This is a genomic window from Sinomonas halotolerans (genome assembly GCF_039615075.1).
Lineage (GTDB): Bacteria > Actinomycetota > Actinomycetes > Actinomycetales > Micrococcaceae > Sinomonas > Sinomonas halotolerans.
This window is the reverse complement of the sequence record NZ_JBDFRB010000010.1, coordinates 76,747-90,571: the sequence shown is the minus strand read 5'-3', so window position 1 is coordinate 90,571 and position 13,825 is coordinate 76,747. Positions and strand designations below refer to the sequence as shown.

The 13,825-nt window shown below is 71.4% G+C and carries 7 protein-coding genes and 1 tRNA gene; 7 read left to right on the top strand and 1 reads right to left on the bottom strand.

What is annotated here, in order from left to right:
* Positions 1–361: 361 nt before the first annotated feature.
* The 3 genes from gltB to pyk all read left to right on the top strand — a co-directional run bounded on the left by gltB (position 362) and on the right by pyk (position 8,192).
* Positions 362–4,969 carry a glutamate synthase large subunit gene (gene gltB, locus ABCQ75_RS11860; protein WP_345885582.1) on the top strand — a complete coding sequence of 1,536 codons (4,608 nt, stop codon included), beginning with the start codon at positions 362–364 and terminating at the stop codon, positions 4,967–4,969.
* The gene (locus tag ABCQ75_RS11855; RefSeq protein WP_345885581.1) at positions 4,962–6,419 is read left to right on the top strand and encodes a glutamate synthase subunit beta; all 1,458 of its coding nucleotides are present in this window, start codon (positions 4,962–4,964) and stop codon (positions 6,417–6,419) included. The genes gltB and ABCQ75_RS11855 overlap by 8 nt, the downstream gene beginning before the upstream one ends.
* 168 nt (positions 6,420–6,587) lie before the next feature.
* Positions 6,588–8,192, top strand: a complete 1,605-nt coding sequence (gene pyk / locus ABCQ75_RS11850; protein WP_345885580.1) for a pyruvate kinase — start codon at positions 6,588–6,590, stop codon at positions 8,190–8,192.
* Here pyk and ABCQ75_RS11845 read toward each other — a convergent pair.
* Positions 8,189–8,827, bottom strand: coding sequence for an ANTAR domain-containing response regulator (locus tag ABCQ75_RS11845; protein WP_345885579.1), 639 nt, complete (start codon positions 8,825–8,827; stop codon positions 8,189–8,191). The two genes, pyk and ABCQ75_RS11845, sit on opposite strands and share 4 nt — an antisense overlap.
* 109 nt (positions 8,828–8,936) lie before the next feature.
* On the opposite strand from ABCQ75_RS11845, the gene ABCQ75_RS11840 reads away from it, so the two are divergent.
* The 4 genes from ABCQ75_RS11840 to ABCQ75_RS11825 all read left to right on the top strand — a co-directional run bounded on the left by ABCQ75_RS11840 (position 8,937) and on the right by ABCQ75_RS11825 (position 13,808).
* Positions 8,937–9,018, top strand: a tRNA-Leu gene (locus ABCQ75_RS11840).
* Positions 9,019–9,140: 122 nt separating this feature from the next.
* Positions 9,141–9,701: a dihydrofolate reductase family protein gene (locus ABCQ75_RS11835; protein WP_345885578.1), complete on the top strand. Its 561-nt coding sequence runs from the start codon at positions 9,141–9,143 to the stop codon at positions 9,699–9,701.
* On the top strand, positions 9,676–12,453 hold the full coding sequence (polA, locus tag ABCQ75_RS11830; protein WP_345885577.1) for a DNA polymerase I: 2,778 nt from the start codon (positions 9,676–9,678) through the stop codon (positions 12,451–12,453). The genes ABCQ75_RS11835 and polA overlap by 26 nt, the downstream gene beginning before the upstream one ends.
* Before the next feature lie 2 nt (positions 12,454–12,455).
* A complete protein-coding gene (locus tag ABCQ75_RS11825) occupies positions 12,456–13,808 on the top strand; it encodes a GNAT family N-acetyltransferase (RefSeq protein ID WP_345885576.1) in 1,353 nt (450 codons plus the stop codon).
* The last annotated feature ends 17 nt before the right edge of the window (positions 13,809–13,825 follow it).

Sequence of the window (13,825 nt, the reverse complement as noted above, 5' to 3'; positions counted from 1 at the left end):
GCGGCACCGTGGTAATCTTTCGGACAGCCGAGACGGCTTCCGCGCCAGCGTCCCGCACTTGAGGCCGCCCCCGGTCGCAGGAGTCCGACCGGCCTGCGGACGCCCATCCCGCCGGCCGACCAGACCGGGCCACCGCCCGGAGGGCTCGTCTCCACAACGAGGTGGAATCCCAGACGTCCGGGCACGCCCCGCAAGCGTCGTCACCGTGTGGCTGTCCTGGAACCGGGAGCTGTTCTGCCCCCTGCCCGGGCCGCCATACTGTTCCCAGTAAACAGCGCCTTGCTGTGCCCTCATGCGGCCAGCATTGCGGGGCCAACGTTGTCCCCTGTCGCGAATCGACCAGGAGGAAGGACGTTCAGTCATGACTCATCCGACACACGGGGCCGCGGGGCAGGAGTCCGAGAGGGCACTCTCGCCGTTCGTGCGATTCTCGTCCCTTCCTGAGTCCGCCGGCATGTACCGCGCCGACGCCGAGAAGGACGCGTGCGGTCTTGCCATCGTCGCGACGCTCCGGGGCACCGCAGGGCACGACATCGTCGACGCCGCGCTCCACGCACTGCGTGCGCTCGAGCACCGCGGTGCCGTGGGCGCCGACGAAGGCACCGGCGACGGCGCAGGACTGCTCACGCAGCTGCCCGACGAGTTCTTCCGCGCGGTCGTCGACTTCGAGCTGCCGGCACTCGGCCAGTACGCCGCCGGCATCGCCTTCCTCCCCTCCGACGAGCACGAGGCCGCCACGGCCCGTGCCGGTGTGGAGGCCCTCGCTGCGGCCGAGGGCCTGACGGTGCTCGGCTGGCGCGAGGTGCCGGTTGTCGCCGAGCTGGTCGGGGCCATGGCGCGCGCCTGCATGCCGCGGTTCGAGCAGCCGTTCCTCGCCTCGCCCACCGGCGAGGAGTTCACCCGCAATGAGCTCGACGCGCGGGCGTGGCGCATCCGCAAGCGCGCCCAGAACAAGCACGGCGTGTACTTCCCCTCGCTCTCGTCGCGCACGATCGTCTACAAGGGCATGCTCACCACGGCGCAGCTCGAGCCGTTCTACCCGGACCTCTCCGACCCGCGCTTCGCGACGCGGCTCGCGATCGTGCACTCGCGCTTCTCGACCAACACCTTCCCGTCCTGGCCGCTCGCCCAGCCGTTCCGCACGATCGCGCACAACGGCGAGATCAACACGGTCAAGGGCAACCGCAACTGGATGCGCGCGCGGCAGTCGCAGCTGAGCAGCCCGCTCCTCGGCGAGACGCCCGAGGAGCTGTTCCCGATCTGCACTCCCGGCGCCTCCGACTCGGCCTCGTTCGACGAGGTCGCGGAGCTGCTGTGGCTCTCGGGCCGCCCGATCACCCACTCGATCATGATGATGATCCCCGAGGCGTGGGAGAACCACGTCTCGATGGACCCCGCGCGCCGCGCGTTCTACGAGTACCACTCGCTCCTCATGGAGCCGTGGGACGGTCCTGCGGCCGTGTCCTTCACGGACGGCACGGTGGTCGGCGCGACCCTCGACCGGAACGGGCTGCGCCCGTGCCGCTACTGGGTCACCGAGGACGGCCTCGTGGTGTTCGCCTCGGAGGTGGGCGTCGTCGACGTCGAGCCCGCCCGGATCGTCAAGAAGGGCCGCGTCTCGCCCGGCAAGATGTTCGTGGTGGACACAGAGGCCGGCCGGATCATCGACGATGAGGAAGTCAAGGCCGAGGTGGCCGGCACGAACCCGTGGGCCGAGTGGCTCCAGGAGAACGTGATCCGCCTCGAGGGCCTTCCCGAGCGCGAGCACGTCGTGCACACGCCCCAGTCGGTCAACGTCCGCCAGCGGACCTTCGGGTACACCCAGGAGGAGCTGCGGATCCTCGTCGCGCCGATGGCGCGCACGGGTGCCGAGCCGCTGGGCGCCATGGGCTCGGACACGCCGGTCGCGGTCCTGTCGAAGCGCCCCCGCCTGCTCTTCGACTACTTCGTGCAGTCCTTCGCGCAGGTGACCAACCCGCCGCTCGACGCGATCCGCGAAGAGCTCGTGACGAGCCTCGTGAGCGCGATCGGTCCCAACGGCAACCTGCTGAGCACCGGGCAGGTCAAGGCCAAGCAGGTCGTCCTCCCGTTCCCGGTCATCAACAACGACGAGCTCTCGAAGATCTCGCACCTCGAGAGCGCCGACGGTGACCGCCTCGCGGTCAAGGTCCGCGGCCTCTACCGGCCCGAGGGCGGTGAGGCGGCGCTGCGCGCGCGCCTCACCGAGATCTGCGAGCAGGTCTCCGGCGCCATCAACCGCGGCGTCCAGTACATCGTCCTCTCGGACCGCGACTCGAACGCCCAATGGGCTCCCATCCCGTCGCTGCTGCTCCTCTCGGCGGTGCACCACCACCTCCTGCGCAGTGCCAACCGCACCAAGGCCTCCCTCGTTGTCGAGGCCGGCGACGTGCGCGAGGTCCACCACGTCGCGGTGCTCCTCGGCTACGGCGCCGCCGCGGTCAACCCGTACCTGGCGATGGAGAGCGTCGAGGAGCTCATCCGCTCCGGCGACCTGCCCGGCGTCAGCCCGGTGGACGGCGTCTACAACCTCATCAAGGGCCTGGGCAAGGGCGTCCTGAAGATCATGTCCAAGATGGGCATCTCGACCGTGGCGTCCTACTGCGGAGCCCAGACGTTCGAGGCGCTCGGTCTCTCGCAGGACCTCGTCGACGAGTACTTCGCGGGCACGCACAGCCAGCTCGGCGGCGTGGGCCTGGACGTCATCGCGGCCGAGGTCGCGGCGCGCCACGAGATGGCGTACCCCTCCTCGGGAGTGGAGCAGCCGCACCGGCCGCTCCTGAACGGCGGCGAGTACCAGTGGCGCCGTGACGGGGAACCGCACCTGTTCAACCCTGAGACTGTCTTCCGGCTCCAGCACGCAACGCGGGAACGCCGCTACGACGTGTTCAAGGCCTACGCCAAGGGTGTCGACGACCAGTCGAAGAACCTCATGACCCTCCGCGGCCTGCTGACCTTCAAGGAGGGCGTGCGCCCGCCGGTGCCGGTCGAGGAGGTCGAGCCCGTCTCGGAGATCGTCAAGCGCTTCTCGACCGGCGCCATGAGCTACGGCTCGATCTCCAAGGAGGCGCACGAGACACTCGCGATCGCGATGAACCGCCTCGGCGCGAAGTCGAACACGGGCGAGGGCGGCGAGGACGTCGACAGGCTCCTCGACCCCGAGCGGCGTTCCGCGATCAAGCAGGTGGCATCGGGGCGCTTCGGCGTGACGAGCCTCTACCTGACGAACGCCGACGACATCCAGATCAAGATGGCGCAGGGCGCCAAGCCCGGCGAGGGCGGCCAGCTCATGGCCCAGAAGGTCTACCCGTGGGTGGCCCGCACGCGGCACTCGACCCCCGGCGTCGGCCTGATCTCGCCGCCCCCGCACCACGACATCTACTCGATCGAGGACCTCGCGCAGCTCATCTACGACTGCAAGCGGGCCAACCCCCGCGCACGGGTGCACGTGAAGCTCGTCTCCGAGGTGGGCATCGGCACGGTCGCCGCCGGCGTGACCAAGGCGAAGGCCGACGTCGTGCTCGTGTCGGGGCACGACGGCGGAACCGGCGCCTCGCCGCTGAACTCGCTCAAGCACGCGGGCGTGCCGTGGGAGCTCGGCCTCGCCGAGACCCAGCAGACCCTCATGCTCAACGGACTGCGCGACCGTGTCGTCGTGCAGGTCGACGGCCAGCTCAAGACCGGCCGCGACGTCGTCATCGCCGCCCTGCTGGGCGCCGAGGAGTACGGCTTCGCCACTGCTCCGCTCGTGGTCTCGGGCTGCATCATGATGCGCGTCTGCCACCTGGACACCTGCCCCGTGGGCGTCGCGACCCAGAACCCGGAGCTGCGCTCCCGGTTCAACGGCAAGCCCGAGTTCGTCGTGAACTTCTTCGAGTTCGTCGCCGAGGAGATCCGCGAGTACCTCGCGGCCCTCGGGTTCCGGACCCTCGAGGAGGCGATCGGCCGGTCCGAGGTGCTCGACGTGCGCGACGCGATCGACCACTGGAAGGCAGAGGGGCTGGACCTCTCGCCGATCCTTGCCGGACTCGACTTCGACGAGGACGCGCCGCTGCGCAACCTCACGGGCCAGAACCACGAGCTCGAGATGCACTTCGACGCGCAGCTGACCGCCATGGCGGCCGACGCGCTCGAGAACCGCAGCCCGGTCAGGATCACCCTCCCCGTGGTGAACACCGACCGCTCGGTCGGCACGATGCTCGGCCACGAGGTCACCCGCCGGTTCGGAACCGAGACCCTCGCCCCGGACACGATCGACGTGACGCTCACCGGCACCGCGGGCCAGTCCCTCGGCGCCTTCCTCCCGGCCGGCGTGACGCTGCGCCTCTTCGGCGACTCGAACGACTACGTGGGCAAGGGCCTCTCGGGCGGCCGGGTCATCGTGCGCCCCGACCGCACCAATGTGTTCCCCGCAGAGCACAACGTGATCGCGGGCAACGTGATCGGCTACGGCGCGACGAGCGGCGAGATCTTCCTGCGCGGCCAGGTCGGCGAGCGCTTCCTCGTGCGCAACTCGGGCGCCACCGCGGTCGTCGAGGGCATCGGCGACCACGGCTGCGAGTACATGACCGGCGGCCAGGCGCTCATCCTGGGCCGTACCGGCCGCAACTTCGGTGCCGGCATGTCCGGCGGCACCGCGTTCGTGCTCGACCTCAAGCCCGAGCGGGTGAACAGGCAGGCCCTCGACTCCGGCGAGCTGCAGCTCCTCGGCCTCGACGAGGAGGACCGCGACATCGTGCGCAACCTCCTCATCACGCACGTCGAGGAGACGGAGTCCCTCCACGCGCAGCGCCTGCTCGAGGACTTCGACGACACGGCGGCGCGGATCACCAAGGTCCTGCCCCGCGACTACGCAGCAGTGCTGCAGACCCGGCTCTCAGCCCTCGAAGAGGGGCTGGACCCGGACGGTGAAGAAGTTTGGTCTCGCATCCTGGAGGTGACCGGTGGCTGATCCACGCGGATTCCTGAAAGTCCGGCAGCGTGAGACGCAGCCGCGACGCCCCGTTCCCGTCCGCATCATGGACTGGAAGGAGGTGTACGAGGCGCAGGAGGACGGCGTCCTCAAGCGCCAGGCGGGCCGCTGCATGGACTGCGGCGTCCCCTTCTGCCACCACGGCTGCCCGCTGGGGAACCTGATCCCCGAGTGGAACGACCTGACGTGGCGGGGCAAGGGGCGCGACGCGAGCGAGCGTCTGCACGCCACGAACAACTTCCCCGAGTTCACCGGGCGGCTGTGCCCGGCCCCGTGCGAGAGCTCGTGCGTGCTCGGCATCAACCAGCCCGCGGTCACCATCAAGCAGATCGAGGTGTCGATCGCGGACGAGGCCTTCGACGAGGGCTGGGTGGAGCCGATCCCGCCGGCGCGCCTCACCGGCAGGACTGTCGCCGTCGTCGGCTCCGGGCCCGCGGGCCTCGCGGCCGCCCAGCAGCTCACCCGGGTGGGCCACACGGTCGCGGTCTACGAGCGCGACGACCGCGTGGGCGGCCTCCTGCGCTACGGCATCCCCGACTTCAAGATGGAGAAGGAGGTGCTCGAGCGCCGTCTCGAGCAGATGAAGGGGGAGGGCACGCGCTTCCGCACCGGAGTCGCGGTCGGCACCGACGTCAGCTGGGACCAGCTGCGCCGTCGGTACGACGCCGTCGTCATCGCCACCGGCGCGACCGTGCCACGCGACCTCCCCATCCCGGGGCGCTCGCTCGACGGCGTCCACTTCGCCATGGACTACCTTGTCCAGGCCAACCGGGTGGTCGCAGGTGACACGGTGCCGGACCAGATCGATGCGCGAGGCAAGCACGTCGTCATCCTCGGCGGCGGCGACACCGGCGCCGACTGCATCGGCACCGCGCACCGCCAGCAGGCCGCCTCGGTCACGACCCTCGCGATCGGCAAGCAGCCGCCGTCGGAGCGCCCCGCGCACCAGCCCTGGCCGATGTTCCCGAACCTCTTCGAGGTCGCGAGCGCCCACGAGGAGGGCGGCGAGCGGACCTACCTCGCCTCGACCGTCGAGTTCGTGGGCGAGGACGGGCGGCTCACGGGCATCAAGGTCGCCGAGACCGAGTTCGTCGACGGGAAGCGCCTGCCCAAGGCCGGCAGCGAGCGGATCATCCCCGCCGACCTCGTGTTCCTCGCGCTCGGCTTCACCGGCGCGGAGCCCGCAGGGATCGCCGAACAGGCCAAGGCTGGGTTCGACGAGCGCGGGAACGTGGCCCGCGACGCCGACTACATGACCGAGGTGCCCGGCATCTTCGTCGCCGGCGACGCCGGCCGAGGGCAGTCGCTCATCGTCTGGGCCATCGCCGAGGGCCGCGCATGCGCGGCCGCGGTGGACAGGCACCTGACGGGGAGCACGGCGCTTCCGGCGCCCGTCGCGCCGACCGACCGCGCGATCGCCGTCCTGTGAGCGCCGCGGGGCGGGCCGTCGTGCCCGCCCCGCGGCATTCCGGACCTCCTCCCGGACGGCGAAGTCCACCGTCCGCCAGACCTGCACCACCGTTCCACCAGCGCAGTTCCCCTGAATCGAACCACCCCGCCCCACCCACACTGACCATCCGAGACCTAGGGTAGGTATATGAGACGCGCGAAGATCGTCGCAACGTTCGGCCCCGCAATCTCCAGCTACGAGAACACACTGGCGGTCATCGACGCCGGCGTGGACGTTGCCCGTATGAACATGAGCCACGGCGACCACTCGGTGCATGACAACACCTACGAGAACGTCCGCAAGGCCTCCGCCGAGCTCGGGAAGGCCGTCGCGATCATGGCGGACCTCCAGGGCCCCAAGATCCGCCTCGGCCGCTTCGTCGACGGCCCGCACGAGCTCGCCGTCGGAGACGTCTTCACGATCACCACCGAGGACGTCCCCGGCACCAAGGAGATCTGCTCGACGACCCTCAAGAGCCTCACCGAGGACGTCCGCGTCGGCGACACCCTCCTCATCGACGACGGGAAGGTCGCCCTGCGCGCCACGGCGGTCGACGACGTCAAGGTCGTCACCGAGGTCACGGTCGCCGGGACCGTGTCCAACAACAAGGGCATCAACCTGCCCGGCGTGGCCGTGAACGTCCCTGCCCTGAGCGAGAAGGACGAGGCCGACCTGCGCTGGGCGCTCAGGCGCGGCGTCGACTATGTGGCCCTCTCGTTCGTCCGTGACGCGAAGGACATCGAGCGCGTCCACGCGATCATGGACGAGGAGGGCCGGCGGGCCCCCGTCATCGCGAAGATCGAGAAGCCCCAGGCCGTCGAGCAGCTGCACGAGATCATCGACGCGTTCGACGCGATCATGGTGGCCCGTGGCGACCTCGGCGTCGAGCTGCCCCTCGAGGAGGTGCCGCTCGTGCAGAAGCGGGCCATCGAGCTTGCCCGCCGCTGGGCCAAGCCGGTCATCGTGGCCACCCAGGTCCTCGAGTCCATGATCGAGAACCCGCGGCCGACCCGCGCTGAGGCCTCCGACTGCGCCAACGCGGTGCTCGACGGCGCGGACGCGGTCATGCTCTCGGGCGAGACGAGCGTGGGCGCGTACCCGATCGAGACGGTCCGCACCATGGCGAAGATCATCGAGTCCACCGAGGAGCACGGCCTCGAGCGAGTGCCCCCGCTCGGCTCGCAGCCGAAGACGCGCGGCGGTGCGATCACGCGGGCCGCCGTGACGATCGCGGACCAGCTCGAGGCGAAGTACATCTGCACGTTCACCCAGTCGGGCGACTCGGCCCGCCGCCTGAGCCGCCTGCGCCCGCAGAAGCCGGTGTTCGCGTTCACGCCGCTCACCTCGACGCTGAACATCCTGAGCCTGTGCTGGGGCATCCAGCCGCGCATGGTGGACTTCGCCGAGCACACGGACCAGATGATCGCCCAGGTGGACGATTACCTCCTGCGCGAGGGCCTCGCCCAGCCGAACGACCTCGTGGTCGTCGCTGCGGGCTCGCCTCCCGGGGTCGCCGGGTCCACCAACGCCCTGCGCGTGCACAAGGTGGGCGACCTTGCGGACGCCGGCCAGATCGTGGCGGGGGCGAACATCCCCGAGCGCGAGAAGGTGGGCCCCTGGCCCGATCAGAACCAGGACAAGGGCCAGACCGCGTCGCGCACCGCCGGGCGCGCGCTGGCGGCGGCCACCGGTGCGGGGGTGCCGCCCTCCTGCGCGTCGGGCCACCCTGCGCGGGGCCCCGGGGCTGCCTAGGTGACCTGGTTGATGATGGTCTCGGCGACCTGGCGCATGCTCAGTCGGCGGTCCATCGAGGTCTTCTGGATCCAGCGGAAGGCCTCCGGCTCCGTGAGCCCCATCTTGGTGATGAGCAGGCTCTTGGCGCGCTCGACCAGCTTGCGCGTGGCGAACTGCTCCTGGAGGTCGCTGACCTCGGCCTCGAGGGCCTTGATCTCCTCGTGGCGGGACAGGGCGATCTCGATGGCGGGGATGAGGTCGTTCGGCGTGAACGGCTTCACGACGTACGCCATCGCCCCGGCGTCGCGGGCGCGCTCCACGAGCTCCTTCTGGCTGAAGGCCGTCAGGAGCACGACGGGCGCGATCCGTGCCTTGGCGATCTTCTCGGCCGCCGTGATGCCGTCCATGACCGGCATCTTGACGTCCATGAGGACGAGATCGGGCCGGTGCTCCTCGGCCAGTTCGACGGCCCGCTCGCCGTTGTCCGCCTCGGCGACGACGTCGTAGCCCTCGCCGCGCAGGATCTCGATGATGTCGAGGCGGATGAGGGTCTCGTCCTCGGCGACGACGACGCGGCGCGCGGGCGCCGTGTCAGCGGGCGCGGGGACGGCCGGCTCGTCAGCGGGGACAGCCTTGGCGGCGTTCTCGGACACTCGGGCTCCTTGGGGATCGGTGGTTGTCTGCCCCCGATCCTACCGGCGCACCGGCCGAGGGGCGGTACAGTGGAACCGCGGCGGCCGGACTCGTGCGGGCCGCACGGGGGCCCGAGTGGCGGAATTGGCAGACGCGCCGCCCTCAAAATGCGGTATCGAAAGGTGTGTGGGTTCGAGTCCCACCTCGGGCACAGGACGCGGGCGCCGCTGCAGGAGAGCAGCGGCGCCCGCTGCGTCACCCCGTCCCACTGTCCGCTGCCGACGGGCCCGCGGGCCCTGCCCGGACCCCGCCCGCGAACGCTAGTCTGGCCGGATGGCGGACTTCGTGTACTACGTGGGCAGCAGCCTCGACGGATACATCGCCGGCGAATCCGGCGAGCTCGGGTGGCTCGAGCAGTTCAATTCAGTGCCGGGGCTCGACGAGGCATACCGGGACTTCGAGCGCACCGTGGGCTGCGTCGTCATGGGCGGGGAGACCTACGAGTGGATCCGCGCCCACAGTCCCGGTCCATGGCCGTACAGCGTCCCGTGCTGGGTCTTCACCCACCACGAGCTCGGGGTGGACGACGGCGCCGACGTGGTGCTCGTGCGCGGGGACGTGGCAGAGTTCGCGCAGGAGCTGCGCCGCGACGCGGGCGACAGGGATGTGTACGTCGTGGGCGGCGGCGCCCTCGCCGGCGAGTTCCTCGCGGCCGGGCTGCTCGACCGCCTCATCCTCACGGTCGTCCCCGTGGCGCTCGGTGGCGGCGTTCCGCTCTTCGGCGGCAGCCCGCTGGGGGTGCCCGCGGGGTTCGCCCTCGAGGACGTGGTGCAGCGCGAGGGGACGGTCCAGCTGGCCTACCGCCGGCATGAAAAAGCCACCGCGGGCCACTAGGCTGGCACCCGTGACTGAGACCAGCCGAACCGCCGCCGCTCCCGCACCCCATGCCACCACGGGAGGCGCGGCAGGCAGCCGGCCCAGGCTCCTGGTCCTCGACGGGCACTCGATGGCCTTCCGGGCCTTCTTCGCGCTTCCCGCCGACAGCTTCCAGAACGCAGCCGGCCAGCACACCAACGCCGTGCACGGCTTCACGTCGATGCTCCTGAACCTCGTGCGGGACCAGAAGCCCACGCACGTGGCCGTGGCGTTCGACGTGAGCGACGAGACGACCCACCGCAAGGCCGAGTACAGCGAGTACAAGGGCGGCCGCAACGAGACGCCCGCCGAGTTCTCGGGGCAGATCGGCTACATAAAGAAGGTCATGGAGGCCCTCGGCGTCGCGACGATCGAGCTTCCGGGCCACGAGGCGGACGACATCCTCGCGACCCTCGCCGCCCACGGCGCCGCTGCGGGCTTCGAGGTGCTCCTCGTCTCGGGCGACCGCGACACGTTCCAGCTGGTCAACGACGACGTCACGGTGCTCTACCCGCGCAAGGGCGTGAGCGACATCCCCCGCATGGACGCCGCAGCGATCGAGGAGAAGTACTTCGTCCCGCCGGCCCGGTATCCCGACCTCGCCGCGCTCGTGGGCGAGTCCGCGGACAACCTCCCGGGCGTCCCCGGCGTCGGCCCCAAGACCGCCGCGAAGTGGATCGCCCTCTACGACGGGCTCGACGGCGTCCTCGCCCACGCGGCCGAGATCAAGGGCAAGGCGGGCGAGAGCCTGCGCGCGAACATCGGGGCCGTCGAGCGGAACCGCCGCCTCAACCGCCTCCTGACCGACCTCGAGCTCCCGCTGGCCCTCGAGGACCTCGCCGACCCCCGTCCCGAGCGCGCCGCGGTCGAGGCGCTCTTCGACGAGCTCGAGTTCAAGGCGCTGCGCACCCGGGTCTACGACGTGTTCGGGACCGAGCCCGGCGAGCCCGCGGAGGATGCCTTCGCGGCGCCCGCGCCGGTTCTGCCCGCGGACGACGCCGAACTCGCCTCCGCGCTCACGGCCCTCGGCAAGGCGGCGCGCGAGGCGCCCGTCGGCGTCGTCGTCCGCGCCGCAGCCGGCACACCCCGCCCCGTGGCAGAGGCCGTCGCCCTCGCGAGCGCGGGGGCCGCCGTCGTCGTCCACCTCGACGGGGGCGTCCCGGCGCCGCTCGCGGCGTGGCTCGCCGACCCCGCCCGCCCGAAGGCCGTCCAGGACTACAAGGAGGCCGCGAAGGCCCTGCGGTCCGCAGGCGCCGAGCTCGGGGGAGTGGTGGACGACGTCGCGATCTCGGGATACCTCGCCGAGCCCGACCGCCGTTCCTACGCACTCGCCGACCTCGCCCAGCACCACCTCGGGGTCGACCTCGGCGCCACCGCGGCCCCATCGGGCCAGCTCGCCCTCGAGTTCGGCGGGGCCGAGGCGGCGGCGGCCTCGCTCGCGAAGGAGGCGGCCGCCGTCCACGCGCTCCACGCCCACCTGGCGCCCGTGCTCGCGGAGCGCGGGGCAGCCGCGCTGCTCGCCGAGCTCGAGCTCCCGCTAGCCCGCGTGCTGCTCGAGATGGAATGGACCGGGATCGCGGTGGAGCGCGGCCAGATCGACGCGCTCATGGACGAGCTCGGCGCCGCGAGCGAGGCGGCGGCCCAGAAGGCGTATGCGGCGATCGGCCACGAGGTGAACCTCGGCTCGCCCAAGCAGCTCCAGACGGTCCTCTTCGAGGAGCTCGAGCTGCCGAAGACCAAGAAGATCAAGACCGGGTACACGACGGACGCGGCCTCGCTCAAGGAGCTCCTGGACAAGACCGGCCACCCCTTCCTCGAGGCGCTCATGGCGCACCGCGAGTCGAGCAAGCTGCGCCAGATGGTGGAGACGCTCAAGAAGGCAGTGACGGGCGACGGGCGCATCCACACGACGTATGCCCAGACGATCGCCGCGACCGGGCGCCTGTCCTCGAACAACCCCAACCTGCAGAACATCCCGATCCGCTCCGAGGAGGGCCGCCGGGTCCGGGACGTGTTCGTCGCGGGGGAGGGCTTCGAGTCCCTCCTGTCCGCGGACTACTCGCAGATCGAGATGCGCATCATGGCCCATCTCTCCGGCGACGAGGGTCTCATCGAGGCCTACCGCTCCGGCGAGGACCTGCACCGGTTCGTCGGCGCGCGGATCTTCCACGTGGAGCCAGCGGAGGTCACGGGCGAGATGCGCTCGAAGGTCAAGGCCATGTCCTACGGCCTCGCCTACGGCCTCTCGTCCTTCGGCCTGTCCAAGCAGCTCGAGATCTCGGTCGACGAGGCGCGCACACTCATGAAGGACTACTTCGACCGCTTCGGCGCCGTGCGGGACTACCTCCGCGGCGTCGTCGAGCAGGCCCGCCAGGACGGCTACACGTCCACGATCTTCGGCCGCCGCCGCTACCTGCCGGACCTCACGAGCACCAACCGGGTCCACCGCGAGCTCGCCGAGCGGATCGCCCTCAACTCGCCCATCCAGGGCTCCGCCGCGGACATCATCAAGCGCGCCATGCTCGGGGTGCAGCGCGAGCTGCACGGCCAGGGGCTGCGATCGCGCCTGCTCCTGCAGATCCACGACGAGCTCGTCGTCGAGGTAGCTCCGGGCGAGGAGGCCGCGGTGCGCGCGATCGTCGAGGAGCAGATGGGCGGTGCCGCGGAGCTGAGCGTCCCGCTCGACGTCCAGATCGGCGTCGGCCGCACCTGGAACGACGCGGGGCACTAGCCATGGGCGCGGACACGGGACCGGACCCCCAGCGCGGGCCGTTCGACGACGACGCGTACGTGCTCCTCCGCTTCCCGGCCGCCCAGCCGGGCGAGGCGGGCTGGCCGGCCATGCGCGCCTGGGCCCTCGCCGGGCAGGCGGGCTTCTACGACAGGCGGCACGACGACGAGTACCTCGCCAAGTGCGCCGCGCTGTTCGCGGCAGACGGCCGCGAGCTCACGGGCCTGTACGAGGCGGCGCCGTCCGGTCCTTGGGGCCTCGGCGCCGACGTCCCGGTGGCGACCTTCGCGACCCTGCGCAAGACGCTGAACGCCGGCCACGGCCGGCTTGTGCCTGCGCACCTCGTCACGTGGGTCACGGTGCGCACGAGCCACCGCCGGCGCGGTCTCCTGCGCCGCATGATGAGCGCGGACCTCGCCCGGGCGAAGGCCGACGGCGTGCCCGTCGCCGCGCTGACCGCGTCCGAGGGGGCGATCTACCGGCGCTTCGGCTTCGGCGTTGCGACGGCCGAGCGCGCGGTGACAGTCGACGCCGGTCCCCGCTTCCGCCTCGCGGTCGCCGCCGGGGGGCGCGTCGAGATGGTCGAACCGGCCGTGCTCGCCGAGCTCGGGCCCCAGCTGTTCGACCGGGTCCACCGCCGCACGCCGGGCTCGGTCGGCCGGCACGAGCGCTACCGCCTCGCGGCGGCGGGCCAGTTCGCCCGGTCCGACGGCGGTGAGGACCGCGAGCTGCGGGCCGCCCTGCACCTCGGCGACGACGGCCGCCCCGACGGGTACGTGACCTACGCGTTCCTGGGCTGGGAGGCCGAGCGGCCCACGGTCGAGGTCCGGGACCTGGTCGCCGCGACGCACTCCGCCTATCTGGGCCTGTGGGAGTTCCTCGGCTCGCTCGACCTCATCGAGCGGATCGTGTGGAAGGAGGCGCCGGCGGACGACCCGCTGCCCTGGGCCCTCGCCGATCCCCGCGTCATGTCCACGACAGAGGCCAGGGACATGCTCTGGCTGCGGATCCTCGACACGGAGGCCGCGCTCGGGGCCCGCGGCTGGGGTTCCGACGGTGGGCTCACGCTGCGGGTCGAGGACCAGCTCGGGCTGGCCTCCGGGACGTTCCGGCTCACGGTCTCGGGCGGCACGGGCGCGGCCGAGCGGATCGAGTCGGCGCCCGGTGGCGTGCCCGGCGCCGGCGCGGACCTCGTGCTCGACGTCGCCGACCTCTCGTCCCTCTACTGCGGCGGTGTGGGGCCCGCGACGCTCGCGGCGGCGGGCCGGATCACCGAGCACCGGCCGGGCGCCCTGCGCGAGGCGGAGGCGATGTTCGCGCTCGAACGGCCCGCCCACTGCCTCACCCACTTCTGAGGGGACGGCGTCGGGGT